Origin of the sequence: Dyella sp. GSA-30, from assembly GCF_027924605.1 — a bacterium.
Lineage (GTDB): Bacteria > Pseudomonadota > Gammaproteobacteria > Xanthomonadales > Rhodanobacteraceae > GSA-30.
This window is the reverse complement of record NZ_AP027042.1, coordinates 3092343-3118684: the sequence shown is the minus strand read 5'-3', so window position 1 is coordinate 3118684 and position 26342 is coordinate 3092343. Positions and strand designations below refer to the sequence as shown.

General features: G+C 63.1%; 31 protein-coding genes. 7 read left to right on the top strand and 24 right to left on the bottom strand.

The window, feature by feature from the left end:
• The 19 genes from nuoE to QMG46_RS13610 all read right to left on the bottom strand — a co-directional run bounded on the left by nuoE (position 1) and on the right by QMG46_RS13610 (position 15800).
• The gene (nuoE, locus tag QMG46_RS13700) at positions 1 to 528 is read right to left on the bottom strand and encodes an NADH-quinone oxidoreductase subunit NuoE (RefSeq protein WP_281848383.1); all 528 of its coding nucleotides are present in this window, start codon (positions 526 to 528) and stop codon (positions 1 to 3) included.
• A 19-nt stretch (positions 529 to 547) separates the two neighbouring features.
• On the bottom strand, positions 548 to 1801 hold the full coding sequence (locus QMG46_RS13695; protein WP_281848382.1) for an NADH-quinone oxidoreductase subunit D: 1254 nt from the start codon (positions 1799 to 1801) through the stop codon (positions 548 to 550).
• Between the two features lie 2 nt (positions 1802 to 1803).
• Positions 1804 to 2532, bottom strand: a complete 729-nt coding sequence (locus QMG46_RS13690) for an NADH-quinone oxidoreductase subunit C (protein WP_281848381.1) — start codon at positions 2530 to 2532, stop codon at positions 1804 to 1806.
• A 13-nt stretch (positions 2533 to 2545) separates the two neighbouring features.
• Positions 2546 to 3103 carry a NuoB/complex I 20 kDa subunit family protein gene (locus tag QMG46_RS13685; RefSeq protein WP_281848380.1) on the bottom strand — a complete coding sequence of 186 codons (558 nt, stop codon included), beginning with the start codon at positions 3101 to 3103 and terminating at the stop codon, positions 2546 to 2548.
• Positions 3094 to 3450, bottom strand: a complete 357-nt coding sequence (locus QMG46_RS13680; protein ID WP_281852894.1) for an NADH-quinone oxidoreductase subunit A — start codon at positions 3448 to 3450, stop codon at positions 3094 to 3096. Before QMG46_RS13680 ends, QMG46_RS13685 begins: the two co-directional genes overlap by 10 nt.
• Positions 3451 to 3827: 377 nt before the next feature.
• On the bottom strand, positions 3828 to 4184 hold the full coding sequence (locus QMG46_RS13675) for a PilZ domain-containing protein (RefSeq protein WP_281848379.1): 357 nt from the start codon (positions 4182 to 4184) through the stop codon (positions 3828 to 3830).
• Between the two features lie 79 nt (positions 4185 to 4263).
• A complete protein-coding gene (locus QMG46_RS13670) occupies positions 4264 to 5190 on the bottom strand; it encodes a PIG-L deacetylase family protein (RefSeq protein WP_281848378.1) in 927 nt (308 codons plus the stop codon).
• Positions 5191 to 5198: 8 nt separating this feature from the next.
• On the bottom strand, positions 5199 to 6134 hold the full coding sequence (gene holB, locus QMG46_RS13665; protein WP_281848377.1) for a DNA polymerase III subunit delta': 936 nt from the start codon (positions 6132 to 6134) through the stop codon (positions 5199 to 5201).
• Entirely contained in the window at positions 6131 to 6763 is a 633-nt protein-coding gene (tmk, locus tag QMG46_RS13660; RefSeq protein ID WP_281848376.1) for a dTMP kinase, read from the bottom strand. Before tmk ends, holB begins: the two co-directional genes overlap by 4 nt.
• Positions 6760 to 7797, bottom strand: coding sequence for an endolytic transglycosylase MltG (gene mltG / locus QMG46_RS13655; RefSeq protein ID WP_281848375.1), 1038 nt, complete (start codon positions 7795 to 7797; stop codon positions 6760 to 6762). Before mltG ends, tmk begins: the two co-directional genes overlap by 4 nt.
• Positions 7794 to 8624, bottom strand: coding sequence for an aminodeoxychorismate lyase (gene pabC, locus QMG46_RS13650; protein WP_281848374.1), 831 nt, complete (start codon positions 8622 to 8624; stop codon positions 7794 to 7796). Before pabC ends, mltG begins: the two co-directional genes overlap by 4 nt.
• Positions 8624 to 9958, bottom strand: a complete 1335-nt coding sequence (locus QMG46_RS13645) for an aminodeoxychorismate synthase component I (RefSeq protein ID WP_281852893.1) — start codon at positions 9956 to 9958, stop codon at positions 8624 to 8626. The genes pabC and QMG46_RS13645 overlap by 1 nt, the downstream gene beginning before the upstream one ends.
• A gap of 17 nt (positions 9959 to 9975) precedes the next feature.
• Positions 9976 to 11214 (bottom strand): beta-ketoacyl-ACP synthase II, encoded by a 1239-nt coding sequence (fabF, locus tag QMG46_RS13640; protein ID WP_281848373.1) that lies wholly within the window; start codon positions 11212 to 11214, stop codon positions 9976 to 9978.
• Between the two features lie 222 nt (positions 11215 to 11436).
• Entirely contained in the window at positions 11437 to 11676 is a 240-nt protein-coding gene (gene acpP, locus QMG46_RS13635) for an acyl carrier protein (RefSeq protein WP_281848372.1), read from the bottom strand.
• A 271-nt stretch (positions 11677 to 11947) separates the two neighbouring features.
• Positions 11948 to 12691 carry a 3-oxoacyl-ACP reductase FabG gene (fabG, locus tag QMG46_RS13630; RefSeq protein ID WP_281848371.1) on the bottom strand — a complete coding sequence of 248 codons (744 nt, stop codon included), beginning with the start codon at positions 12689 to 12691 and terminating at the stop codon, positions 11948 to 11950.
• Between the two features lie 46 nt (positions 12692 to 12737).
• Positions 12738 to 13682, bottom strand: a complete 945-nt coding sequence (fabD, locus tag QMG46_RS13625) for an ACP S-malonyltransferase (protein ID WP_281848370.1) — start codon at positions 13680 to 13682, stop codon at positions 12738 to 12740.
• Between the two features lie 242 nt (positions 13683 to 13924).
• Positions 13925 to 14899, bottom strand: coding sequence for a beta-ketoacyl-ACP synthase III (locus tag QMG46_RS13620; protein WP_281848369.1), 975 nt, complete (start codon positions 14897 to 14899; stop codon positions 13925 to 13927).
• 169 nt (positions 14900 to 15068) lie between these two features.
• Positions 15069 to 15263 (bottom strand): 50S ribosomal protein L32, encoded by a 195-nt coding sequence (gene rpmF, locus QMG46_RS13615; protein WP_281848368.1) that lies wholly within the window; start codon positions 15261 to 15263, stop codon positions 15069 to 15071.
• Between the two features lie 18 nt (positions 15264 to 15281).
• Positions 15282 to 15800 carry a YceD family protein gene (locus QMG46_RS13610; protein WP_281848367.1) on the bottom strand — a complete coding sequence of 173 codons (519 nt, stop codon included), beginning with the start codon at positions 15798 to 15800 and terminating at the stop codon, positions 15282 to 15284.
• 140 nt (positions 15801 to 15940) lie between these two features.
• On the opposite strand from QMG46_RS13610, the gene QMG46_RS13605 reads away from it, so the two are divergent.
• The 3 genes from QMG46_RS13605 to QMG46_RS13595 all read left to right on the top strand — a co-directional run bounded on the left by QMG46_RS13605 (position 15941) and on the right by QMG46_RS13595 (position 18236).
• Positions 15941 to 16396: a hypothetical protein gene (locus QMG46_RS13605; protein WP_281848366.1), complete on the top strand. Its 456-nt coding sequence runs from the start codon at positions 15941 to 15943 to the stop codon at positions 16394 to 16396.
• Positions 16393 to 16977 carry a Maf family protein gene (locus tag QMG46_RS13600; RefSeq protein ID WP_281848365.1) on the top strand — a complete coding sequence of 195 codons (585 nt, stop codon included), beginning with the start codon at positions 16393 to 16395 and terminating at the stop codon, positions 16975 to 16977. Before QMG46_RS13605 ends, QMG46_RS13600 begins: the two co-directional genes overlap by 4 nt.
• Before the next feature lie 74 nt (positions 16978 to 17051).
• Positions 17052 to 18236, top strand: a complete 1185-nt coding sequence (locus QMG46_RS13595) for an RDD family protein (RefSeq protein WP_281848364.1) — start codon at positions 17052 to 17054, stop codon at positions 18234 to 18236.
• Here QMG46_RS13595 and QMG46_RS13590 read toward each other — a convergent pair.
• Positions 18233 to 19825 carry an ArnT family glycosyltransferase gene (locus tag QMG46_RS13590; RefSeq protein WP_281848363.1) on the bottom strand — a complete coding sequence of 531 codons (1593 nt, stop codon included), beginning with the start codon at positions 19823 to 19825 and terminating at the stop codon, positions 18233 to 18235. The two genes, QMG46_RS13595 and QMG46_RS13590, sit on opposite strands and share 4 nt — an antisense overlap.
• A 41-nt stretch (positions 19826 to 19866) precedes the next feature.
• On the opposite strand from QMG46_RS13590, the gene QMG46_RS13585 reads away from it, so the two are divergent.
• Genes QMG46_RS13585 through QMG46_RS13570 form a run of 4 tightly spaced genes read left to right on the top strand, consistent with a single transcriptional unit; the run spans position 19867 to position 24365 of the window.
• Positions 19867 to 20808, top strand: a complete 942-nt coding sequence (locus QMG46_RS13585) for an AAA family ATPase (RefSeq protein WP_281848362.1) — start codon at positions 19867 to 19869, stop codon at positions 20806 to 20808.
• Entirely contained in the window at positions 20808 to 21767 is a 960-nt protein-coding gene (locus QMG46_RS13580) for a DUF58 domain-containing protein (RefSeq protein WP_281848361.1), read from the top strand. Before QMG46_RS13585 ends, QMG46_RS13580 begins: the two co-directional genes overlap by 1 nt.
• Positions 21764 to 23734 (top strand): transglutaminase TgpA family protein, encoded by a 1971-nt coding sequence (locus QMG46_RS13575; RefSeq protein WP_281848360.1) that lies wholly within the window; start codon positions 21764 to 21766, stop codon positions 23732 to 23734. Before QMG46_RS13580 ends, QMG46_RS13575 begins: the two co-directional genes overlap by 4 nt.
• A gap of 49 nt (positions 23735 to 23783) precedes the next feature.
• The gene (locus QMG46_RS13570; RefSeq protein ID WP_281852892.1) at positions 23784 to 24365 is read left to right on the top strand and encodes a Slp family lipoprotein; all 582 of its coding nucleotides are present in this window, start codon (positions 23784 to 23786) and stop codon (positions 24363 to 24365) included.
• 153 nt (positions 24366 to 24518) lie between these two features.
• Here QMG46_RS13570 and QMG46_RS13565 read toward each other — a convergent pair whose 3' ends face one another.
• From QMG46_RS13565 to QMG46_RS13550, 4 genes are all read right to left on the bottom strand, one after another.
• Positions 24519 to 24863, bottom strand: coding sequence for a histidine triad nucleotide-binding protein (locus QMG46_RS13565; protein ID WP_281848359.1), 345 nt, complete (start codon positions 24861 to 24863; stop codon positions 24519 to 24521).
• 21 nt (positions 24864 to 24884) lie between these two features.
• The gene (locus QMG46_RS13560; RefSeq protein ID WP_281848358.1) at positions 24885 to 25286 is read right to left on the bottom strand and encodes a GNAT family N-acetyltransferase; all 402 of its coding nucleotides are present in this window, start codon (positions 25284 to 25286) and stop codon (positions 24885 to 24887) included.
• Between the two features lie 2 nt (positions 25287 to 25288).
• A complete protein-coding gene (gene recR / locus QMG46_RS13555; protein WP_281848357.1) occupies positions 25289 to 25891 on the bottom strand; it encodes a recombination mediator RecR in 603 nt (200 codons plus the stop codon).
• Positions 25892 to 25996: 105 nt separating this feature from the next.
• The gene (locus tag QMG46_RS13550) at positions 25997 to 26320 is read right to left on the bottom strand and encodes a YbaB/EbfC family nucleoid-associated protein (protein WP_281848356.1); all 324 of its coding nucleotides are present in this window, start codon (positions 26318 to 26320) and stop codon (positions 25997 to 25999) included.
• Between the last annotated feature and the right edge of the window lie 22 nt (positions 26321 to 26342).

Genomic DNA, 26342 nt, shown 5'->3' with positions numbered 1-26342 from the left:
TTACTTCAAACCGTCGAGAATCTCGTCGACTTTTTCAGTCGTGAGACGCTCGTGGTAGTGACCATTGACGGTCATCGCCGGTGCGCAGGCGCACGCAGCAATGCATTCTTCTTCGCGCTTGAGATAGACGCGGCCATCGGCGGTGCTTTCGCCAAGCTTGATACCGAGTTTCTTCTCGCAATGACGCACCAGGTCTTCGGCGCCGTTCAACCAGCACGAGACATTGGTGCAGATCGCCACGTTGTTGCGACCGACCGGCTTGGTTTCCAGCATCGAATAGAAGCTGGCGACCTCGTATGCCCACACGGGCGGCAGGTCCAGGTATTTGGCGACGGCATTGATCAGCTCGTCGGTCAGGAAGCCGTTGTTCTGCTCCTGCGCGGCAAACAGCGATTGGATCACCGCCGAGCGCTTGCGATCGGGCGGGAACTTGGCCACCCACTCATCGATGTGATGGCGGGTATGGTCGTTCAGTACGACGAGCGGATCGACGTTCTTGACCTGCTCGTAATTTCCGGTGGCTTTCATTGCATATGCTCCCGTCGGCTCAGCGATCGACTTCGCCGAACACGAGGTCATAGGTGCCGATCATCGCCACCACGTCGGCCAGCATGTGGCCACTCACGATGGGATCGATCGACGACAGATGGGCAAAACCCGGTGCGCGCAGATGCACGCGGAACGGCTTGTTGGCGCCGTCGGAAACCAGGTAGCAACCGAACTCGCCCTTGGGCGCCTCGACCGCTGCATAGGTTTCGCCGGCCGGCACGCCATAGCCTTCGGTAAACAGTTTGAAGTGATGAATGAGGGCTTCCATGTCCTCCTTCATTTCCTCGCGCGACGGTGGCGAGACCTTGAAGTTTTTCAGCATCACCGGGCCGGGGTTGGCACGCAGCCACTGCACGCACTGCTTGATGATGCGATTGGACTGGCGCATCTCTTCCACGCGCACCAGATAGCGGTCGTAGCAGTCGCCGTTGACGCCGACCGGGATATCGAAATCCATCTGCGCGTACTTGGCGTACGGCTGCTTCTTGCGCAGATCCCAGGCCACGCCCGAACCGCGCAGCATCGCACCGGTCATGCCCCACTGCTGGGCCAGCTCCGGCGAGATCACGCCGATGCCCACGGTGCGCTGCTTCCAGATACGGTTATTGGTCAGCAGTTCTTCGTATTCGTCGACGCGTGCCGGGAAATCGTTGGTGAACGCATCAAGGAAGTCGAGCATCGAACCTTCGCGCCAGCTGTTCAGGCGCTTCAGGTCGTTGCCCTTGTGCCAGGGCGACTCGCGGTACTGCGACATATGACCCGGCAGATCGCGATAGACGCCGCCCGGACGGTAATAGGTCGCGTGCATGCGCGCGCCCGATACGGCCTCATAGACGTCCATCAGCTCTTCGCGCTCGCGGAACGCGTAGAGGAACACCGCCATCGCACCCAGGTCGAGCGCGTTGGAGCCGATCCACATCAGGTGGTTCAGGATACGGGTGATCTCGTCGAACATCGTGCGGATGTACTGCGCACGTTCCGGCGCCTGGATACCGAGCAGGTTCTCGATCGCCATGACGTAGGCGTGCTCGTTGCACATCATCGACACGTAGTCGAGACGGTCCATGTAGCCGATCGACTGGTTGAACGGCTTGGACTCCGCCAGCTTTTCGGTGCCGCGATGAAGCAGACCGACGTGCGGATCGGCACGGACGATGGTTTCGCCGTCCATCTCCAGCACCAGACGCAGCACACCGTGCGCGGCCGGATGCTGCGGGCCGAAGTTCATCGTGTAATTGCGAATTTCCTGCATGCTCAATTCTCCCGCCAGTTGTCGGCGGCTTCGGCCTTGGCCTGCGTGAGGTCGGCGTCGTCACGGATCACGCGCGGCACCAGCACGCGCGGTTCGATCGATACGGGTTCGTAGACAACGCGCTTCTGCTCGGGGTCGTAACGCACTTCGACGTTGCCAATCAGCGGGAAGTCCTTGCGGAACGGATGGCCGACGAAACCGTAGTCGGTCAGGATGCGGCGCAGGTCCGGGTGGCCTTCGAAAATGATGCCGTAGAGGTCGAACGCCTCGCGCTCGAACCAGTTCACGCCCGGCCAGATGCCGGTCAGCGACGGCACCACCGGCAGGCTGTCGTCTTCGCAGAAGACGCGCAGACGCAAGCGCTGGTTGTGCTCGATCGACAGCAGATGAATCACGGCGGCGAAACGGCGCGGCTGCTCGACGTCACGCGGGCGGTCGGCCCATTTGAAGCGACCCATCGCCTCGCCTTCTACGCCACGCGAGAAGCCGGTGCTGGAAATGGTCTGGGTATCCCATTCGGTCTGGCCGTAGCCGAGATAGTCGACGCCGCAGACGTCGACCGCTTCGGAGAAGCGGAACGGGGCTTCGTCGCGCAGCGCGGTGGCAACGGCGATCAGGTCGGAGGCCGCCAGCTCGGCGGTGACTTCATTGCGGGCGACGGTTACCGCCAGCAGATCGCCGAATCGCGCGGCAAGGCGCTCGACCAGCGAGTTCGATTGCGTATCAGTCATGGCCAGACAGCTCTCAGGAACGCGCGATGGTGCTGGTGCGACGAATCTTCTTCTGCAACTGCAGAATCCCGTGAATCAGTGCCTCGGCCGTCGGCGGGCAGCCCGGCACGTAAATATCCACCGGCACGATGCGGTCGCAACCACGCACCACAGAATACGAATAGTGGTAGTAGCCGCCGCCGTTGGCGCAGCTGCCCATGGAGATCACCCACTTCGGGTCGGGCATCTGGTCGTAAACCTTGCGCAACGCGGGGGCCATCTTGTTGACCAGGGTGCCAGCCACGATCATCACGTCGGACTGGCGCGGACTCGGGCGGAAGATCACGCCGTAGCGGTCCAGGTCCAGGCGCGCCGCGCCGGCGTGCATCATTTCGACTGCGCAGCAGGCCAGACCGAAGGTCATCGGCCACATCGAGCCGGTGCGCGCCCAGTTCATCAGCGCATCGACGCTGGTGGTGGCAAAGCCGCGCTGCACGATCGGGTTGTCGCCGGCCGGACGCAGAATGTCGTCGACTAGGTTCAACGGCTGCGGGTTGTGCATCACCCGGTCGAGGGAAGAGATCACTCCCATTCCAGTGCTCCCTTCTTCCACACGTAAGCGAAACCGACCACCAACAGCACCAGGAACAGCGCCATCTCGACCAGCGCGATCAGGCCGATCTTGTCGAACACCACCGCCCAGGGGAACAGGAAGGCGACTTCAAGATCGAAGATGATGAAAAGGATGGCCAGCAGGTAGTAGCGAACGTCGAAACGCATGCGCGCATCTTCGAAGGCTTCGAAACCGCACTCGTACGGCGAGAGCTTGTGCGACTCCGGACGACGTGGGCCGGCCAGGAGGCCAATGACCAGCAGCACCAGGCCTAGGCCCGTGGCGACGGCGATAAAAAGCAGAATGGGCCAGTATTCGGCAAGCACGATGGAACGTACCTCCGCGCCTCGAAGGCGCATCAGCGGACCGTTGGGGAACGGTTCGGAAGCAACTCGGATCAAGCGTTTACCAGGCCCAGGGGGTCGGTTTGACTCGATTCAATTCATACAATCGGCACATTGTATCAGTGCGTTCAGCGACGACAAGACACTTTGGAGTGGGAATGGGGGATGGGGAACAGGGAATGTGTGCACCGCAGCTCGCCCGAAGGCCCGGCTGCGTTGATTTGTCGATGAAATTTGCCGTCAGGAAAGAAAGCAAACGCGGCTATCTTTTTTTGCATCGCCACATCGGGGGCGATAGCAAGACGGCCTCAACACACGATTCGTCAGCCAGAAGCCCTGCTGGACTCCAGCCTGATGCGTTACATCGTGTGAGTCGGGCGCTCGGATGCCGTCACGCCGGCCAGCAGATTCTCGATACGGGTACGTGCCGCTTCGCCGTCGGGTGATTCGTTGAACTGCACGCCGATGCCGGCCGTGCGGTTACCCTGCGCGCCAACCGGGGACACCCATACCACCTTGCCTGCGACAGAAAGCCGCTCCCCTTCGTCGGTCAGATTGACCAGCAGCACCACCTCGTCGCCCAAGGCATAACGCTGCGCCGTGGGCGCAAACAGCCCGCCGTTCTTCAGGAAAGGCATGTACGCGTTATAGAGCGCAGCGGCATCCTTGATCTTCAAGGAAATAATGCCCTGGCGAGCGTTGACGGCGGGATTCATGTCTGCCCCTGCGGCACGAATAACTTGAGCGGCATCCTAACGCAGCCGGCGCAGCTTCGGTGCGCTTTGCTTGGCAACGTCAGGAGATTTCATGCCAGCCCCAGACATCGAAAATCCAAGGCGATGGCAGATCCATATGCAATTTCACGAAGTGCGGCCCCGCCGTCGCGACGACTTCGGACGACAGCATGACCTGACCCTGCCCCTGTTCGATGAGCGGGGCACGACGCCAGGACCAGCTGCGTACGCCTGACGGGCTGGCCAATGTCAGGCGCAGCAAAGGTTTCAGCCAAGGAGCCGGCTGCCACGGCAACTTATATGACGACGGACTGCCACGCCCGATCTCGACGCGGGTAAATGCCTCGGGGCGTTCGACCAGCTGGCGCATGCGCGTACCGCTCAGTGCGGTCTGGCTGGCATGCGCCTCCATCGCCTGGCGTTTGGCGTCCTGATGCACAGGACCGATCTTCAGAATCTCCCCGGCGCCAGCCATGGCCCCACCATGGACGAGGTAGGTCAACAGGATCGGCGTCAGCGATTCGCGTGCCATGGCGAGCCGCGCAAGAACGTGCGCAGCGCCATGGTCAGGGTGGCGATCGCCCAGGTCGGGCAATACCACCAGATTCGGACACCACGCGCGCAGACGTACCTCGAGCAGGTCGAGCATGGCGGCGAACTGGCCCTTGAGCCGACCGGTCAGTCCCATGTCGGGCCAACTGAAGCCTTCCAGCTGCTCCGGTGCGATGCCGAGCGCGGCCAGAGCCTGCGCGACTTCGTTACGCCGACGACGGCCCCAGCGCTCGCGTTCGGCGGCACCGATCCACAGGCGACGCTCCAGCCAGCGCTGCGGCCATGGGTTGTTGTCGCCATCGGTCAGCAGCCAGATACGTACTTCGCCGCCCGCCTCGCGAACCTGCTGCAACAGGCCGCCGGCCCCGATCGTCTCGTCATCCGGATGCGGTGCGATCACCAGCAAGCGAGTCTGCTTGTCGGGGATGGGCAGCATGGAGCCGATCAGCGCCAACGAGCCAGCAGTTCCAGCAGCAGCAGATCGCCGCGCAATGGGCCACGCAAGGACTCACGCGTACGGTTGGCCGCCATGTACCAGTTATCCAGGTCTTCGCTGTCCAGTCCGCTGGCACAAGGGCCGGCGACCGCACCGGCCTTGGCGCGCGCCTCGTCGGCCGCGGCCTGGGCGGCAAACCACAAACGCTGTTCCGGCTCGTTGTCGAGCCAGCGACGGACGACCTCCATCGTTTCGCCGCGACCACCAGCCAGTGCCGCCAGATCCTTGCGTACTTCCTGGCGACGGGCCAATGCACCCTCTTCCGACCATTGCCGTGCAAGACCGGGATTGCCGTTGGCAGCATCCAACGCGGCCACGGCATCCTTGACGCCCTGCGCCTGCAACCATGCGAGGGCTTCCTCACGCGGCGGCAGCTGAAACTCGATGCGCTGGCAACGGCTGCGTATCGTTTGCGGCAGACGCCAGGGAGCATCGGCCACCAGCAACAACATGGTCTGGGCCGACGGCTCTTCCAGGGTCTTGAGCAAGGCGTTGGCCGCGGCGGCATTCATGGCGTCGGCCGGATCGATGCTGGCGATCTGCCAGCCACCAAACTGACTGGCCATGGACAGGCGTGCCGACAGCTCACGCACCTGATCCACCACGATCTCGCTACGCTGCACACCATCCTTGCGCAGCCCGTAGCTCAAGCTGACGTAGTCCGGATGCGTGCCAGCCGCGAACAGCAGGCAGCTGCGGCACTCTCCACAGGCGTCGCCGTCGCGCGCCTGCGGGCACAACAGCCCACGCACCAGACGCAACATGAAAGCGCGCTTGCCCAGTGCCGCCGGTCCGGTCAGCAACAGCGCATGCGGCATCGCCCCGCGTTCCCTGCGTGCCTGCAGCCGTTGCCAGTGTTCGTCGTGCCACGGCATTGCGCTCATACGTGTTGCTCCAGCAGGGGTGCGACCGCGTCGATCGCCGAACGCAGTACGCCATCGACCGACTGGCTGGCATCGATAACGCGAAAACGCCGCGGCTCCTGCCTGGCCAACTCCCGATAGGTGCTGCGCACGCGCTCGAAGAAGGCATCGGCTTCGCTTTCGATGCGATCGGCCTCGCCACGTCCGGCGGCGCGCGCGCGGCCGGTTTCGACGGGTAGATCGAGCAACAGGGTGAGATCGGGCTTCAAGCCTTCGGTGGCCCAATGCTCCAGGGTTTCGATGCGTTCGCGCGGCTGACCGCGGCCACCGCCTTGATAGGCGTAGCTGGCATCGGTAAAGCGGTCACACAGCACCCATTGACCGGCCGCCAGCGCAGGCTCGATCAGCTCGCGCACCAGCTGCGCGCGCGCGGCGAACATCAGCAGCAGCTCGGCTTCGGGCGCAATACCACGCTTGGCCGGATCGAGCACGATGGCGCGCACCGCTTCACCCAGCGGCGTACCGCCCGGCTCGCGCGTCTGTACGAGTTCCACGCCATGCTGCACGAAGTAGTCGCGCAGACCTGCCAGCAAGGTGCTCTTGCCAGCGCCCTCGCCACCTTCGAGTGAAATGAATCGTCCGCGTGTCATGAGCAGCGCTTCAACTGGTAGCAGGCGACGTTGCGATTGTGCTCGTCCAGGGTCGATGAGAACACATGGCTGCCATCGCCACGCGCCACGAAATAAAGCTCGCTGCCTTTGAGCGGATGCGTCGCCGCCTGCAATGCCGGCTTGCCGGGCATGGCAATCGGCGTCGGCGGCAGGCCCTGGCGCGTATACGTGTTGTATGGGGTGTCGGTGGTCAGATCCGACTTGTGGATGTTGCCGGCGTAGCTGTCGCCCATGCCATAGATCACCGTGGGATCGGTCTGCAGCAACATATGCATCTGCAGGCGGCGCACGAATACGCCGGCAATGCGCGGGCGCTCGTCGGCACGACCGGTTTCCTTCTCCACGATCGACGCGAGAATCAGCGCGTCGTAAGGCGTCGCCAGCGGCAGGTCCTTGTCGCGGCCCTGCCACGCTGCGTCGAGCGCCTTGCTCATGGCCGCATGCGCACGCTTGAGAACGTCCAGATCGCTATCGCCCTTCACATACGCATAGGTCTCGGGCAGAAAACGACCTTCGGGCTCTTCGCCCGCGCTGCCGATCTTCTCCATCAATGCCTTGTCGTCAAGCACCGCACCATCCTGTCGCAAACGATCCGCATGCGTCAGCGCCTGGCGCAGCTCGCGGAAATTCCAGCCGTCGACGATGGTGAAGTAGCGCTGCAACACCTTGCCGGCCGCCATATTGGTCAGCAGGTCGCGCGGCGTCATGCCGCCGCTCAGGGCATATTCGCCCGCATGCAGCTTGCCAGCCACGCGCATCTGCTCGGCCAGCAGTCGCCAGTAAAGCGGCGATGCCTGGGTAAAGCCGCGCTGGCGCAGTTCGCCGACGATATCCTTGAAACTGCTGCCACGGCCGATATCGATACTTTGATTGGTGGTGGTGAGGGTGAGCGGCGTACGGCTGAAACGCGCGAAGTCGAACCAGCCATAGGCGATTCCGGCGGCGATCGCCAATAGGACGATGACCACCACGACGCGGAACAGCGCGCCACCGGATTGCTTGCTACGGCTCATGCTTGGCTTCCTGAAAAACCCAGATCGCGCCAATGCTGTTGCAAGGCACGGGTGTGTGGACCGGGGGCAAAGGCCGTTTCGCCCACCGTCCGAAGCGGAAGAATGCCGCGTACGCTGGAACTGAGAAAGAGCTCTTGGGCCTGCCAGAGTAAATCGAGCGGCAAATCGCGCACTTGCACGCCCCCTCTGGCCAGGATTTCGGCGCGCGCGACACCCGCCACGCCACAGCGGTCGAGTGCCGGCGTCACCATGACGCCGTCGATGACCGCAAACAGATTGGCCATGGTGGCCGAAATCACTCGACCGGCTTCGTCGCAAAGCAGTCCTTCGAACACTGCCGGGTCGTCCCATTCGGCACGCGCTAGCACCTGTTCCAGTCGATTGAGATGCTTCAGGCCTGCCAGCAGTGGCTGCGAGGCCAGCCGCAGCGCACACAGTCGCGCCACCACGCCATCGCGATAGTCCTCAGGCGGCGATGGCGGCGGCGCAAATGCGGCCACCAGGCGCGTCGGCTGCGGATGGGCAGGCAAGCGGTATCCACGCTCGCCGATGCCGCGCGTGATCGTGATACGCACCACGGCCTCGGGCATGCCGTCGATCACGCTCAACGCTTCGCTTTCCAAGTGTTCGGCGTCGATGGCTGGCAGATGAAGCCGTTTGCAGCCGTGCTGCAGCCGCTGCATATGCCGCGCCCACAGGGGCGCGCTGCCGGCGGCAAAGCGAACCGTTTCGAACAGGCCGTCGCCGTAAAGCAGGCCTCGGTCGAGCGGAGACACCGCAGCTTCCGCCTTGCCGTCCAGCAGCAGGCGAACCGGCGCGGTCGACATCAACCGGCAGCCCCGAGTGCACGCAACAGGCCGCGTGCCTTGGCGCGGGTTTCTTCCAGCTCGGCGGCAGCCACCGAATCGGTCACGATCCCGGCGCCGGCTCGCAGACTGATCTGTCCGGCGGACTGCGTCAGCGTGCGGATCAAGATGTTCAAATCGAGGTCACCGTTGCGATCGATATAGCCCAGCGCGCCGGTATAGGCGCCGCGGGGTGCGTCCTCCAGCGCAGCGATGATTTCCATGCAGCGCACCTTCGGGCAACCGGTGATCGTACCGCCCGGAAAGGTCGCACGGATCACCTCGCCTGGCGTCACTCCGGTGCGCAGGCGACCTCGCACATTGGACACGATGTGATGAACGTGGGCATAACTCTCCACCACCATCAGCTCGTCGACCTCGACCGTACCCGGCACGCAGACCCGTCCCAGGTCGTTACGCTCCAGATCGATCAGCATGACGTGCTCGGCGCGCTCCTTCGGGTGCGTGCTCAATTCACGAATCCGCGCCAGTTCGTCGTCGCCCGCCACACGCGGCCGGGTGCCGGCGATGGGACGCGTCTGCGCCATGCCTTTGCGCGTTTCGACCAGCCGCTCGGGTGAGGAGCTGACGATCGCCCAGTGGCCATGCTGCAACAGGCCGGCAAACGGTGCCGGATTGGCTTGGCGCAAGGCCGCATAAACGTCGGCCGGCCTGGGCGGCTGGGCATAAGACATGCGCCATGCACGCGACAGATTGACCTGGAAAATATCGCCGTCGCGCAAATGCTGGTGAATGCGTTCGACGCCATCGAGGAAAAGCGCGGGCGCGTCTTCATCGATAGCCGATGGTGCCGGCAAGGCCTGCGCCGACCACTGCGAAGCCATATCCGCCTCGAGCTGATCGAGCAGCGCTTCGCTGCCCTCTTCCGCCACCAGCATCGTACGGTCCCGCAGATGGTCGACAATGATCGCCGCCGGGCAGCGCAAGGCCAGCGCCACCGGCAGAACGTCGTGTCGGCGCAGCTTCAGTCTGGGCTCGATTTCCGCGGCCAGCTCATAGGCCAGCATCACTACCCAACCGCCATGAAACGGCAACTCGTCGTCGCCCACGTCCGTGCGCTCGGCTTGCCACGCGCGATCGAGGGCATCGAGAAAACCGCCGGGCTGCAGGACGCCCGCGTCATCGAGCACGCGCCCATCGGCATGCAAGGTCAGGCTTGCGCGTGGAAACGCGAACAGCAGGTCATAGCGCGACTGCGGCGTGCCGCGGACCACGCTTTCGAGCAGGCAGGGATAATGCTCCGGAAACAGCGCGGCCGGCGCGAGCAGATCGCGCCGGCCGGCAAGGTAACGCACCGATATGGTCACGCCAATCAGACGCGACGGAACGCCAGGGTGCCGTTGGTGCCGCCAAAACCGAACGAATTGGAGATCACCACGTCGACCTTCGCTTCGCGTGCCGTGTTCGGCACGAAATCGAGATCGCAGCCTTCACCCGGCTCGTCGAGATTGATCGTCGGCGGCAGCACCTGATCACGCAGTGCCAGGATGCTGAAGATCGCTTCCACGCCGCCGGCTGCACCGAGCAGATGACCGGTCATCGACTTGGTCGAGCTGACCGGCAGCTTGTATGCGTAATCGCCGAACACGCGCTTGGCCGCGAGCACTTCACCCAGGTCGCCCAGCGGCGTCGAGGTGCCGTGCGCGTTGACGTAGTGCACGTCGGTCGGGTTCAGCGCGCCGTCCTTCAGGGCAGCCTCCATCGAGCGTGCCGCACCCTCGCCGCCTTCGCTCGGCGCGGTGATGTGATACGCATCGCCGCTCATGCCGAAGCCGACCAGCTCGGCGTAGATCTTCGCGCCGCGTGCCTTGGCGTGTTCGTATTCCTCCAGCACCAGCACGCCGGCGCCGTCGGACAGCACGAAGCCGTCGCGATCCTTGTCCCACGGACGGCTGGCCTTGGTCGGCGCGTCGTTGCGGGTAGACATGGCCTTGGCCGAGCAGAAGCCCGCCATCGCCGTGCCGGTGGTGGCGAATTCAGCGCCACCGGCCACCATGACGTCGGCATCGCCGTACTGGATCATGCGCATGGCCAGCCCGATATTGTGCGTGGCCGTGGTGCAAGCCGTGACGCAGGCGATGTTCGGCCCCTTCAGGCCGTACATGATCGACAGATGGCCCGAGACCATGTTGATGATCGAACTGGGCACGAAGAACGGCGACACGCGACGCGGGCCCTTTTCATGCAGTTCGATCGATGTATGTTCGATGGTATGCAGGCCGCCGATACCAGCCGCCACCGCCACGCCGATGCGCGGTGCATTTTCTTCCGTCACTTCCAGACCGGAATCGCGCAGGGCTTGCGTGCCCGCGGCGATGCCGTAGTGGATGAACGGATCCATCTTCTTGATGTCCTTGGGCGCAATCCAGTCGCCTGGGTTGAAATCGCGGACCTGACCGGCAATGCGCGTGGCATAGGCGGTCGCGTCGAAATGGGTGACTTCACCGATACCGCTGACACCCTTGAGGATGTTGTCCCAGGCGCTGGCGAGGTCGTTGCCAACCGGCGAAATGATGCCCATGCCGGTTACTACCACACGTCGTTTGCTCATCTGATCTTTCCCTTTGGGGTTCCGCGGCCGCCGTCGCTAACTACCGCATCGATTGCAGCCACGCCGTCCGATACCTTGAGGCCCTCACAGGCCTATACAAGGCGACCATACGGGGTCGGACGTTGCTTATTGCAGAAACGAAAACTGCGCCGATATGGCGCAGCTTTCGATATCGCTTTCGTCGGCAGGCAAGGCGATAAGCGCATGCCGGCCTCGTCACGATCAGTCCTTGGTATGGGCCTTGATGTAATCAGTGGCCTGCTGCACCGTGGTGATCTTCTCGGCTTCTTCGTCCGGAATCTCGGTCTCGAACTCTTCCTCGAGAGCCATCACCAGTTCCACGGTGTCCAGCGAATCCGCGCCCAGATCGTCCACGAACGAGGAGTTCGCCGTGACTTCATCTTCTTTCACGCCCAGCTGCTCGACGACGATTTTCTTGACGCGTTCTTCGATGGTGCTCATGTTGCCAATACCTCCCAAGGAGTAGTTGCTTGTCTTGAACCGGCCTTCCGACCGGCAAGGCCGGCGGATTGTAATGGCTAAGCCTGTTGGCCGCCACGGTCCGCCGGCGCGGTTTTATGTGTCGACCCATCGGGCCGACGCGAAAGGCTAATTGTCGCCTAAAAATTGCCCGCTGGCGACAACTGCCGAAAAATATCCCAATACGCTGAGACGCGAGCCTGTATGGGCACGCCCGGGCCAGGCTTCAAGGCCTGGCCTCCAAATTTCACTATCAGGGCATGTACATGCCGCCATTGACATGTAGCGTCTCGCCGGTGATATAGGCCGCCGCCGGGGACGCGAGAAACGCCACCGCCTGCGCAATATCGTTCGACTCGCCCAGGCGGCCCAGGGCGATCTGACCCAGCAGAGCCTGCTTGGACTCCTCCGGCAGCGCGCGCGTCATGTCGGTATCGATAAAGCCCGGCGCCACCACGTTCACGGTGATCCCGCGCGTACCGATCTCGCGCGCCAGCGACTTGGAGAACGCGATGATGCCGGCCTTGGCCGCGGCATAGTTGGCCTGGCCCGGGTTACCAGTCAGGCCGATCACCGAGGCGATCGAGATGATGCGGCCCTTGCGTGCCTTCATCATGCCGCGCAGCACCGCCTTGGAGGTGCGGTAAACCGAGGTGAGATTGGTATCGAGAATGGCCTGCCAATCCTCGTCCTTCATGCGCAGCAGGAGCTGATCGCGCGTGATGCCGGCATTGTTGACCAGGATCGAGACCGGCCCGAACTCCTTGGCGATCGCATCGATCAAGCCCTCGACCTGCGCACTGTCGGTCACGTTTAAAACGCGACCCGAACCGCCGTGTGCCGCCAGCCGCTCACCGATAGCCGCAGCACCCGACTCGCTGGTCGCCGTACCGATCACGGTCGCGCCGCGCTGGGCCAGTTCATCGGCGATCGCAGCGCCGATACCACGGCTGGCGCCGGTGACCAGAGCGATTTCGCCCTGCAAAGAATGACTCATGCTCAGGATTCCTTATGCATCGGATAGCAAAATTTCGAAGCGACGCTCACGACCATTCGGCACGTACGGCATCGAGATCGGCAGGAGTTCCGATAGCGCGGGCTTCGACGCTCTTGTCGATACGCTTGATCAAACCGGCGAGCACCTTGCCCGGGCCTGCCTCGACGATGCGAGTCGCACCACCAGCCACCAGCGCCTGCACGCATTCGGTCCAGCGCACCGGCATATAGAGCTGTTGCTGCAACGCGCCGCGGATATCGGCAATCGTATCGAAGGACTTGGCCACCGCGTTCTGCACAACCGGAATCACCGGCAGCTGCCATGCAATGGAGGCCATGCGCTCGTCGAGCTTCTCGGCCGCATCGCGCATCAGCGCGCAATGCGACGGCACCGACACGGCCAGCTTGACCGCCTTCTTCACGCCGAGCTCGGCCAGGCGGGCCAAGGCACGATCGACCGCTTCGGCATGCCCTGCAATCACCAGCTGACCGGGCGAATTGAAATTGGCCGGCGCCACCACCTGCCCCTGCGCCACTTCTTCGCACACGGCGGCAATCTGTGTATCGTCGCCGCCGAGAATCGCCGCCATCGCGCCGACGCCCGCGGGCACCGCGGCCTGCATCAAGCGGCCGCGCTCGGCAACCAGGGCGGCCGCATCATGCAGCGATAAGGCTCCCGCGCAAACCAGGGCACTGTATTCGCCCAGGCTGTGACCGGACATCTGCGCCGGCTGTGCGCCGCCGACTTTCTGCCAGACGCGCCAAACAGCGACGCTGGCCGCCAGCAACGCCGGCTGGGTGTTCTGCGTGCTGTTGAGCTGCTCCTCGGGCCCCTGCTGGCTCATTGTCCACAGGTCGACGCCCGCGCCCTGCGAGGCTTCATCGAACGCGGCTTTGACGTCGCCGTGTGCGGCGGCCAGTTCGGCCAGCATGCCGACCGATTGCGAACCCTGGCCGGGGAAAACGAAAGCGAGCGAGGCAGATGGAGTCATGGAGTAGGAAGCGTCCGGGGTACCAAAAGCGGAATGGTGCCAGTTATGGGCTCCGTACGCAGCTGTTTGGGGAGAGAAAAGCGTGGCGGCCGGCATTTTGCGGGAGTGACTACAGCCGCAGCTCCCTGGTTGCGTCAATGTCGGTCGCGACTGAAGTCGCTCCTACAAAAACTCGGAAACCTTGCGGATCTTTGTAGGAGCGACTTCAGTCGCGACCGCAGCGTCACAAACCGGCAGTGCGCTCAATAACGCAACAACGCCGAAGCCCACGTAAATCCACCACCAAACGCCTCAAGCAGCAAATTCTGCCCGCGCTTCACCTTGCCCGAACGCACCGCATGGTCCAGCGCCAGTGGCACGGAGCCGGCTGAAGTATTGGCATGCTGATCGACCGTGACGATCACCTGCTCCATCGACATGTTCAAGCGCTTGGCGGTCGCTTCGATGATGCGCAGGTTGGCCTGATGCGGGATCAGCCAATCGAGCTGCGCGGCATCCATCCCGCCCGCGCTGAGCGTTTCTTCGACCAACGCGTCGAGCGTCTTGACCGCCACCTTGAACACTTCGCGGCCAGCCATGCGAATGCGCACGCCATGGTTGGGTTCGTCGGTGAAACCGGCGGACACGCCCACCGGGTTGTACAACAATTCCTTGTGACCGCCATCGGCGTGCAGGCAGGTGGCGTAGATGCCCGGCTCACTGCTGCCTTCCAGTACCACCGCGCCCGCGCCGTCGCCGAACAGCACGCAGGTTTCGCGCTCGTTCCAGTCGATCATGCGAGTCAACGTTTCGGCACCGATCACCAAAGCCTTTTTCGCCGAGCCGGTCTTGATGAACTTGTCGGCCACGCCCAGGGCGTAGACGAAGCCCGAGCAGGCAGCGTTAACGTCAAATGCGGCGCAACCGTTGGCGCCCAAACGATGCTGCACCAGGCAGGCCGTGGACGGAAAAATAATATCGGGCGTGGTCGTGCCCAGCACGATCAGATCGATCTCGGACGCCTTGATGCCCGCGGCATCCAACGCGCGTTGCGCGGCAAGCGTGGAGAGATCGCCGGTGGTTTCGCCGTCGGCGGCGATATGGCGCTGTCGGATACCTGTGCGGCTACGAATCCATTCGTCGCTGGTATCGACGAATTTTTCCAGGTCGGCGTTGGTCAGCACGCGCTCAGGCAGCGCGCTGCCGGTCGCGACGATACGAGAGTAGATCGGAGCCATTGACTATCCAGTTGCGGGGCGCGACGCGCCAGGCGGGCCGGCCAGAAAAACCGGGCGGCCAAACCGGCAACGTTACGCTGCCTGAGCGCCAAAACGCAAAGCGGCGCGTAGTCGCGCCGCTTTGCTGATCCAAAGTCCAGGAGCCTGGTGACAGGCCCTCAGGGCTCGATCAATCTTCTTCGACCACCGAAGCGTTGGTCTGGATGACCTTCTTGCCACGGTAGTAGCCGTCCTTGGTGACGTGATGGCGCAGATGCACCTCGCCACTGGTCGGATCGGTGGCCAGCTGCACGGTTTTCAACGCATCGTGCGAACGACGCATGCCGCGGGTGGACGGGGTTTTGCGGCTCTTGGCAACGGCCATGGCAAGTCTCCAGCTAAATCAGTTTTTCTTGAGTTCGCGCAAGACCGCGAACGGGTTATCGGGACGACCCTCAGCCGCGGATTGCTCCGGCTCAAGGCCAACTACTTCTTCCGGCAGGCTGCTTTCCGGGTTGATCGGGATCAGCGGCAATGCCAACAGCAATTCGTCTTCGATCACGTCCGCAAGGCTCAGCTTGCCGTCTTCGGCAACCAGCAGCGGCTCGCTTCCCGGGGGAAGTGCCGACTCCTCGCGCTCAGTACGAATCAAACCCAACCGCGTATCCACCGTTACCGGCAACACGAACGGCTCCAGCGAGCGTTGGCAGATCAGTTCGAGCGGCGCCTGAATACGCACATCCAGATAGGACGTACCGAACTCATCGCGACCAAAATCCAACTCGTACTGAGCCGCCCCATTCGTGCCAGCGAGCACCTCGGAGAGGCGCTGCAAGGCAGCGATCGGCAAGGCACCTTGAAACGAACGCCTTGCCGCGACCATGCGCCATGCGTCCACGGACTCTGGCAGTGTCACGGACATAATCGTGAAATTCTAGGTTCAGGCAAGGGAGAAGTCAACTGCATACAAGCGCTTAAGGCGGGGGCAAAGGATCGTTTTGCGTCGATCGGGCTCCATGCGGCAGACTGAACGCCTTACACGCCTTCGAGCCCACGCCCCTCGTGAACGCCTACCTGATGGCCGGTCTGACCACCCTGTTCATTGTACTGGCTATCGCGGGCGCCATTGCTATCGCCTATCGCCAGCGACTTTACCGGCGTACGGGCAGCGTTCGCCACCTGCTGGAGCTGGCCGACCGCCTGGAAATCGACCTCAAGAACTGCCGCAACGGCCTGCAGCAGGCCCACGCGGTCATGTCGCTCAACCCCGACCTGCCCGCCCAGAGCGAAAAAGAGGCCCGCAACGCCATCGAGGCCGGACTTCGCTCACTGCTGCAGCAACGCATATGGATTCGCGACAAGGCACCACGAGCCACCCAGCAGGAGCTGGACCAGGCCGTGGCGACCATGAGCGAAGCCCGCAATCGACTCCGCCCGCTTCTGGCCGGGCTGGACCAGGCCCAACACGATCTGGACGACGCCATGCGCGAACAAATCCGCCGCGAGACCGATGCATGACCTCTCCCCGTCTGATTCTTGGCTCCACCTCCAGCTATCGCGCCGAACTGTTACGCCGGGTCTATCCCGAATTCGAACAACGTGCCCCGGGGACCGACGAGTCCGCCCAACCGGGTGAAGCCCCCGCCGATCGCGCGCTGCGCCTGGCCATCGCCAAGGCCGAAGCCGCCGGCGCGGGCCAGACCGATGCGCTGGTGATCGGCTCGGACCAGGTCGCCGAACTGTATGGCGCGGTGCTGGACAAACCCGGGGTCGCCGAGCGTGCGCGCGCCCAGTTGGCCGCCAGTTCCGGGCAGGAAGTGCATTTTCATACGGCCGTGTGTCTTTTCGATACCCGCGATGGCGTGCGCTATTTCCACGTCGATCACACCCGGGTGCAGTTCCGCGTACTCAACGAGACCGAAATCGCACGCTATGTAGCACGCGAAAACCCACTCGATTGCGCCGGCAGCTTCAAGTGCGAGGGGCTGGGTATCAGCCTGTTTGAGCGGATCGACAATGAGGACCCCACCGCGCTGATCGGCCTGCCGCTGATCGGGCTGACGCGCCTATTGAGGGAAGCGGGCGTTTCGGTGCCGTAAAAGGCTGCGCAGCCCCCGATGACACCCGCAAGGACTTCGCCTATCGTGAGGCTTCCTATAGGGGGAAACCAACGATGCAGAAGGAAGTCACCTGGTACTTCGTGGATTTGCTCGGCCAGAGAAAAGGGCCGATGTCGCAACAGCAGCTTTTGGAGGTCATCGCACAGGGGCGCCTGCGACCGACCAGCCTGGTATGGCGCGAAGGTCTTGCGCAATGGCAGCCGCTGTCGTCGATGGAGCATGAGCTGCGGCCACCGACCGCTGCGAAACCGCCCTTGCCGCCGACACCACCTGACCTGGTCGAAACCAATCCCTTTGCCACCAGCCCTTCCGGCTTTGTAGCGGATTGGGCCTATGCGACAAACGCGAACGAAGTGATTTACGGCGGCTTCGCGCGCCGCTTTCTCGCCCTGATGCTCGACTCGCTAATTCTTTGGGTCATCAGCGTCGTGCTTGTCGTCGTGCTGGCGATGATTGGCGCGGCCTCCGGACATATGCAGCCGCAATACTTTCTGTGGATCTATCCGGCGATGTTTCTTCTATCGCTGCTGTATTCGAGCGTACAGGAGAGTTCATCGCATCAGGCCACCTTCGGCAAGCGCGCGCTGGGCATCAAGGTCACCGACCTGGACGGCAAACCGATCGGTTGGGGTCGCGCCATCGGCCGCTGGTTCGGCCGCATACTTTCCGGCTTCCTGCTCTGCATCGGCTATCTGATAAGCCTGTTCACCTCACGCAAGCAGGCCTTGCATGACTTGCTCGCGAGCACCCTGGTGGTCGATCGCTGGGCTTATACGCAGCATCCCGAACGGCAGAAAAAAGAAGGCTCCGGCGCGATCGTCGCCGTCTGCATTCTGCTGCTGGTGTTTTTCGTCATCGTGCCGATGCTTGCGGCGATCGCCATTCCGCAGTATCAGACCTATGTGATGCGCAGCCAAGTCGTTAGCGCCTACATGAGCGCGGAAGCCCTGAAGCCGACGTTTGCCGCGGCCTATCGAACCGAACAGCGTTGCCCGGTCAACGGAGAAGCCGGCCTGCGCGACGCCGATGCCTATGCGGACCACTCCGTCAGCGCGATCACTATCGGTTCGTTCAACAACGATCCGCATCAATGCGCCTTGCAGGTAACGATCCATTCGACCAGCAGCACCATCGATGGTAAGCATCTGTGGTTAAGCACGTCAGCTGGGGCCGATAGCCTGGAATGGAAATGTTCCTCCGATTTGTTGGCCCGCTATCTGCCGCAACAGTGCCGCTAAGGCGCTACGGCGCGCTGCCAGACCAGGCAGTGCGCCGGATCGGCCGGCGCCGATGACGAGGATGCCTCGGGCACGCGCGCTGCGTAAAAAGCAATACGTTTGCGTCCTGCAAACAGATCCAGTCGCGTGAGCGACTGAATCTCGATCAGACGATTGCAAACGGTGCCCAGCCAGGCGGCACGCTCGCGTTCGCGCAAGGCCGTTTCATCGACAGCCAGCAACACCGGCTCGCCCGCATGTGCGTTACGGAGCCCGGTTTCATCCAGGCGCCACGCGGTGAGCTGTGGCGCGCGGCCATGTTTTACGTTTAGCGGGCTATCCAGTGAATACACGGGTCGCTCGGCACCCAACTGGAAATCGAGCTCCGCGGCAAGCATGAAATTATCGGCGACCAATACCGCAGGTTTGTCTCGCAATAACTCGCGTGCGCTATCGCCACTCTCGCGCCAACCGACGAAGTTGGAGGGAAATGCCTTGAACGACGCCAACGCTGCCGCGCCATCGCGCGATGCCGCCAAACCCAGATAAGCCATACCGCTCAACTGCCCTATCGCCGCCAACGCAAAGGCAAGCCACGCAAAGCGGCGCCAGCCGCGCTTCTGTGCCTGCGCCCGCCATAGCACGGGCAAGGCCGCGAGCAGAGGCAGATAACCCGGCAAAGGCCAGTGCGCACGAAAGCGAAGGTCGTCGGCAAACAGCCCCAGCACGAAATAAAGCACGATAAAGCTGAGCGACACCACGGCAATCAGATCCCAGGGCGCGCCCTCCTTGCGACGACGCCAGCACATCCATGCCGCCCACAACAGCATGCCGTACAGCAACGGCGTACACGCCACGGCCTGCTCCAGGGGCTGTACCAGCGCATCGACCTGAAACTGCCATGCATTGCGTTCGACCAGCTGGAAAGCGATACCGGCGCCGCGCTGCTGCCAATTGGAAATCGCCAGGGGCACCAGCCCCAGCGCAGCGAGCAATAACGCCAGCCAGAGGCCGCCGCGACGCCATTGCAGACGTCCACGCTCGGTGACGAGCAGGAGCAGCAAGCCGGCAAGCATCGCCATGGCGGCGCGATAATGCGTCGCCCATGCCATGCCCAGCGCCGATCCGAGCAGCATCCAGTCGCTCAACCGGTTACCGCGCATCGCGCGCAATAGCGCCAGCATGGCAAGCATGATCGCGACGGTCAGGGGCACATCCGGCAACGCCAGTACGCCAAGGCTACCCGCCAGGGGCAGCGCCAGACACAACAGGCCAGCCTGCCACCCCGCCCGTCGATCGAACGCTTCGCGGGCAAACCACACGACCAGCCAGGGCAGCACACCTCCCAGCAGCAGGAATGGCCAGCGCATACCGATCAGGCTGTGACCGGCAATGCTCTCGCCCAACCGGATCAACCAAGCGGTCAGAGGCGGCAGATCGCTATAGCCCCATGCGAGGCGACGGCTCTCCATCCAATAGAACGCTTCGTCGCCAAACGGCGACAGCGTGCAGGCAATCAGCAGCTTGATCGCCAGCAGACCGACGAACGCCGTGACAAAAGCGTCTCGCCAGCGCCTGAGTTCGACCGCTACACTGCTTTCCTCACGCACGCGATCTCCCCCGTCCCGCCACTGCCGGTCGCCCATCGCCCATGTCCGCCATTACTTCGCTCCACGACGAAACCTTACGCTCCCGCCTGGATGCCGCCATGGCCCAGGTCAATCGCGTACTGCTCGGCAAGCCCCGCCAGGTGAAACTCGCCTTTACCTGCCTGATCGCCGGCGGCCATCTCCTGCTCGAAGATGTCCCTGGCGTCGGCAAGACCACCCTGGCTCATGCGCTGGCCGCCAGCTTCGCGCTCGATTTCCAGCGCGTGCAGTTCACCAGCGACCTGTTGCCGTCGGACATTATCGGGGTCAGCGTCTATGAGCGCGAGACCGCGCAGTTCCGCTTTCATCCGGGCCCGATCTTCACCGGCCTGCTGCTGGCCGACGAAATCAATCGTGCCACGCCGAAAACTCAAAGCGCCCTGCTCGAGGCGATGGCCGAAGGTCAGGTCACCGTAGACGGTCAGACGCATACGCTGGCACAGCCTTTCTTCGTGGTGGCCACACAGAACCCGCTCGACCTCAACGGCACCTTCCCGCTGCCCGATTCGCAGCTCGATCGCTTCATGTTGCGCGTGTCGCTGGACTATCCCGATGCGGCGGCCGAACGCGCCTTGCTGGTCGGCAGCGATCGGCGCGACCTGCTGGCACAGCTCGAACCGCAACTGGATGGTCCCAACCTCTCGGCCTTGCAACGCGAAACCCAGACGGTGAATGCCAGCGCGGCCCTGCTCGACTATCTGCAGGCCCTGCTTGCCGCCAGCCGCAAACATCCCGACATTCGCGTTGGCCTGTCACCGCGTGCCGGTCTGGCCCTGTTGAGCGCGGCCCGCGTATGGGCGTGGCTGACCGGTCGCGGCCATGTGATTCCCGAAGACGTCCAGGCCTTGTTCGTGGCGCTCGCCGCGCATCGTCTGGTGCCCGCACGTGGCGCGACCGGCGATACGCTGGCGCGTAGCCTGCTTGCCGAGGTGGCGGTCAACTGATGCAAGAGGCCCTGGGGCGTCTACAGCGCTGGGCCGAGGGCCGGCTGCCGGCGTTGACGCGTTATCGACGTGCCGAATCCCTGCCGATCCGGCTGCATCGCCGCCGCATCTACATCGTGCCTTCGTTTTTCGGTATGGGTTTTTGCGTACTGCTGATCGTCATGCTGGTCGGCGCACTGAACTACGCCAACAACGCTGCGTTGCTGCTGACCTGCCTGCTCGGTGCAGCGGCATCGTCGAGCATGCTGGTCGCGTTCCGCACCTTGAACGGCTTGCAACTGACGACGATACAGTCCGGCCACGCGATCGCCGGCGAACCGATCGAGGTACGACTGCATTTTTCCGGCAACGGGCGCATCTATCAGAGCGTGCGTGTGGACATCGACGGCCAGTCGCGCGCGTTTGCCTTGCAGGCAAACGAAAAAATACACATCGATCTGCCGATGCCCACTTTCGAGCGCGGCTGGCAGCCGCTGCCGCGCATCAAGATCTGGAGCACCTGGCCATTCGGTCTGTTTCGGGCCTGGAGCTGGGTCTATCCGGAACAGAAGGTACTGGTATGGCCGCGTCCGGAAGCCATGGGGCCGCCGCCGAATCTGCCATCCAGCGACGAAGATCAGCGTCGCCAACTGCGCCGCGGCGATGACTTGGCTGCGCTACGCGACTATCACTCGGGCGATCCGATGCGGCATATCGCCTGGAAGGTCAGCGCCCGTCACCACAGCCTGCTGGTGAAGGAATTCGAGCAGCCCGAAGGCCGCCAGGACTGGCAACTGGACTGGCGGGTGGTCAAACACCTGGATAACGAGTCGCGCATACAGCGTCTGGCGCGCTGGGTCGGCGAAGCGGAAAACGCCGGGCGCGCCAGCAGCCTGTGGCTGCCCGAAGAAGACATTCCTTCCGGTCGCGGTCGATCGCATTACGAGCGTTGCATGAACGCATTGGCGCGCATGCCATGAAATTCGTCCTGCGCCGTACCGGTCGTCACGAACAGCCGCTCGATAACCGTGCATTCGATCTCCTGTGCGTGACCATCGCCAGCGTGTTCGTGTTGCATATCGGGCATCTGCCGATCTGGCTGAGCGTGGTGCTGGCGCTGCTGCTTGGCTGGCGTTGGTGGAAGCGCCGCGAGCAACCCGGACGCGCGCCGGTCTACCTCAAGCTGCCTCTATTGGGTCTGCTCGCTATCGCGATCATCACCAGCTACGGCAGCCTGTTCGGTCGCGAAGCCGGCGCCGCGCTCGCGGTAGGTTTGCTGGTACTGAAACTGCTCGAATCGGAAACGGCGCGCGATGCGCGCGTGGGCATCGCCTTCGCCTGCTTTGCGCTGATGACCGCCCTGTTGTTCGACCAGGGCATGGTCATTACCTTCCTGGTCGCCCTCGGCCTGCTGCCCGCACTGGCAGCTCTGCGCGCACTGGAACCCGCGCGCGTACCGGTATCGCTCAAGCGCGAGCTCCTGCCCGTACTCACCATGCTCGGCCTGTCGCTGCCGCTCGCGCTATTCGCGTTTGTCGCGGTACCCCGACTGAGCTCGCCCTTGTGGGGGGCGCCGCCTTCGTCACAAGCGCGCACCGGCTTGAGCGACCGCATGTCACCGGGCGATTTCGCCGACCTGCTGACCGACGATCGTCCCGCCATGCGCGTGAGCTTCGACGGCACGCCGCCGCCAAACAGCGCGCGCTATTTTCGCGCCTACGTCATGTGGCGCTATGACGGCCGCAGCTGGGCCTATGCCGACTATCCGCGCGAGCCGGCATCCTTGGTCGCCGAACGCACGATCAAATACCAGATCAGCCTGGAACCGAGCGGACAGACGGTGCTGCCTGCCATGGATGTACCGGTCGAGGCGCCACCGCAAGGTCAACTTGGCGGCGATCGCGAAGTCGTCGCCAGCCGACCGGTCAACGACGCGCTGACCTATTCGATGGAATCGGCGCTCACCTATCGCCTGCAACCGGTGCTGGATGACCGCTCGCGACGACGCGCGTTGCAACTGCCCGATGGCTTCAATCCCAAGACGATCGCCTTGGCGCAGAGCTGGCGTCAGCGTCATGGCGATGACACCAACGCCATCGTGCGCGAAGCATTGACCCTGTTCCACAACGGCGTGTTCCGTTACACGCTGGCGCCCTCGCCGTTGGGGCGCGATGCGATGGACGACTTCCTGTTTTCCACGCACGAAGGTTTCTGCGAACACTATGCGTCAGCTTTTACGATACTGATGCGCGCTGCCGGCATTCCGGCACGCGTGGTCACCGGCTACCAGGGCGGCTACTGGAACGGCCTGGGTAACTATCTACTGGTGCGGCAATCGGACGCACATGCCTGGGGCGAAGTGTGGATCGCCGAACGCGGCTGGGTGCGTGTCGATCCCACCGCCGCGGTACGACCCGATCGCGTCAGCCTGGGTGCCGCCGCTGTTGCAGGCGATCAGGGAAACTGGTTTGGTAGCGAATGGTTACGTGATGCACGCAACCATTGGGACGTCGTCAACCGTTGGTGGAACCAAGGCGTTATCGGCTTCAGCGCGCTACGTCAGCGCGGCCTGCTGTCGCCACTGGGCATTGCCGAAACCGATGCCGAGAAACTTGGGTTGCTGCTGGCCATCGGTTGCGTGCTGTTTGCCATGATCGGTCTTGTATGGGCCTTGTGGCGGCAGCGCGAAACCGATCCGCTTCGAGCGGCCATGGCGCGTCTGGAGCACAAATTGGCCCGCGTTGATGTCATACGCCGTCACAGCGAGGGACCGCAGCATTACCTGAGTCGTGCTGCCAGGGCCCTGCCCCATCAGCGCGATAGGCTGGAACAGCTGATGAGGAGCTATCTCGACCTGCGCTACGCCCATGACGAACCGCCCCCTGAATCGCTGCGCGCCTTTCGGCGAGCCGTACGGGATTTTCGACCACGCCGCGTGGTCAAATGAAGGTGTTAGGAGGATAAGCATGCTTCCGGCCCCAAAGGAGAAAGCCATCATGCCCATGTACAAGACGATGGCCCTGGCAGCCATGACTGCCACGCTGGCCGCCTGCGCAACGATTCCCCAACCGTTGCAAGGCACATATACCGATATATCCACCTCGCAGGCCCAGCAGGGCGGCGCTGGTGGCAGCAAGGTCCGCTGGGGCGGCGAGATCATCAAGACGGAACCGGGTCCGCAAGAGACCTGCTTCTACCTGATGTCGCGTCCGCTCGACAGCGAAGCCCGTCCTGAAGGGCGTAGTCAGTCCGAAGGCGGCGGGCGTTTTGTCGCCTGTCGTGCGGGCTTCTACGACCCGGAGGTCTTCTCGCGAGGTCGTGAAGTGACCGTCACCGGTACGCTGCACGGCACCGTGTCGCAAAAGGTAGGCGAATACGACTATGCCTACCCGCGCGTCGAAGCCGATGTGGTCTATCTGTGGCCCAAGCGCGTAGCGGTCGCCCCTTACCCCTATTACGACCCGTTCTGGGGTCCGGGCTGGGGCCCGTATTGGGGTGGTCCGTGGGGCCCGTACTGGGGCGGCGGTTACTATCGCCCGACCCGGGTGATCGTGGTACCGCGCGGGCCATCCAAGTAAGCGACATGCGATCAAAGAAACGCCGGCCCAGAGCCGGCGTTTCTTTTTAGGAGTGAGTGAAGAAAAACCAGAAGTGAGTGAAGAGGAGTGAGGAGCGAGTAAGAGCAGCGTGCCTTTCTCTCACTCCTCACTTCTCTTCACTCACTCCTGGCTCTAGCCCGGCGGCCAATGCATCTGTCGCCCGCCCAGCAGATGTACATGCAGATGAAACACCGTCTGCCCGCCGTGCTCATTGCAGTTGATTACCGTGCGATAACCCTGCTCGGCCAGGTTTTCGCTACGCGCGTACGCCGCCGCGGCAAGCAACAATTTGCCCAGCAGCTCCGCATCCGCTGCCGTGGCCTGATCCAGCGTGGCGATCGCGCGCTTGGGAATAAACAGCACGTGCACCGGTGCCTGTGGATTGAGATCGCGGAACGCCAGTACGTCATCGTCTTCGTAAACGATGTCCGCGGGAATTTCGCGGCGGATGATCTTGCCGAAAATGGTGTCGCCCACAAGCTGCTCCTTCAATGATTTTTACAGGCGCATCTGCATGCCATGCGCACCTGGCGCCGACATCGCAAAGCCGAAACGCTGGTAAAGCTGGGACGCGGTGCCGTCGGCGATCAAGGCGACATGTGCGCTCTTGGGAGCCCGCGCGTGCAGCTCATCCATCAAGGCCTGCATGATCTTCGCGCCCCAACCCTTGCGCTGCCAGGCAGGCGCTACCGCGATATCGACCACCAGCAGAAAAAGACCGCCATCGCCGACGATACGCCCCATACCGATCAGTTCGCCGTTGTCGCGCACGCATACCGAAGCCCAGCTGTTCTTGAGCCCGGCGTCGGCGGCTTCGGCGCTCTTGGCGCTCAGACGCGCCGCCACACGCAGCGCGCGGTATTCATCGGACCCTGGGATTTCCAACGTCAGTACGGGCATCGTCAGTCCACGTTCTGCCGGCTGCCGAAGGCATGCGCCAACGTGCCGCGATCGACGTATTCCAGTTCGCCGCCCAGCGGTACGCCATGCGCAAGCCGGCTGGGCCGTACCTTGGCCTGGTGCGCCAGTTGCGCAAGGTAATGCGCGGTCGCCTCGCCTTCCACGGTGGGGTTGGTTGCGATGATCAATTCCGCGACCTCGCCTTCGGCCAACCGCTCGTTCAATTGAGCCAGGCCCAGCTCTTCCGGACCTAAGCCGTCCAGTGGCGACAAACGTCCGAGCAAGACGAAATACTGTCCGCGAAAACCGGTCGCCTGCTCGATCGCCGCCAGATCCGTCGGCGACTCGACCACGCACAGCGTATGGCGATCACGGCTGGCGCTCGCACACAGGCTGCAGACCGGATCCTCGCTGAAATTGCGGCAGCGACTGCAATTGCCGATACGCCGCATCGCCTGTTCCAGCGCGCCGGCCAATTTCAGGCCACGCTCGCGCTCGCGTTCCAGCAGATGAAACGCCATTCGCTGCGCACTCTTGCCGCCCACGCCGGGCAAACAACGAAGCGCTTCGATGAGATCGGCAAGAAGTGGTGAACTAGACGACATAAGAATCAGTTGAGAGTGATCAGGAGTGAGAAGTGAGTGAAAGCGAGACCGTGAGGGCTAGCGAGCTTCTACTCACTCCTCACTCCTCTTCACTTACTCCTGCTCTTAGAACGGCATCTTGAACCCGGCCGGCAAATTCATGCCCGCCGTGACACCGCCCAGCTTCGACTTGCTCGCTTCGGCAACCTTGTTAACCGCATCGTTCATCGCAGCAGCTACCAGGTCTTCAGCCATTTCCGGGTCGTCGGCGAACAGCTTGCGGTCGATGGTGACGCGGCGGACTTCGTGCGCACCGCTCATGACCACCGTGACCAGGCCGCCGCCGGCGCTGCCGGTGACTTCGAGCTTGGCGATTTCTTCCTGCGCGCGCTTCATGTCTTCCTGCATGCGCTGCGCCTGCTGCATCAGCTGGCCGATTTGTCCTCTCATGATCTTCTCCGGTGACTCAGGT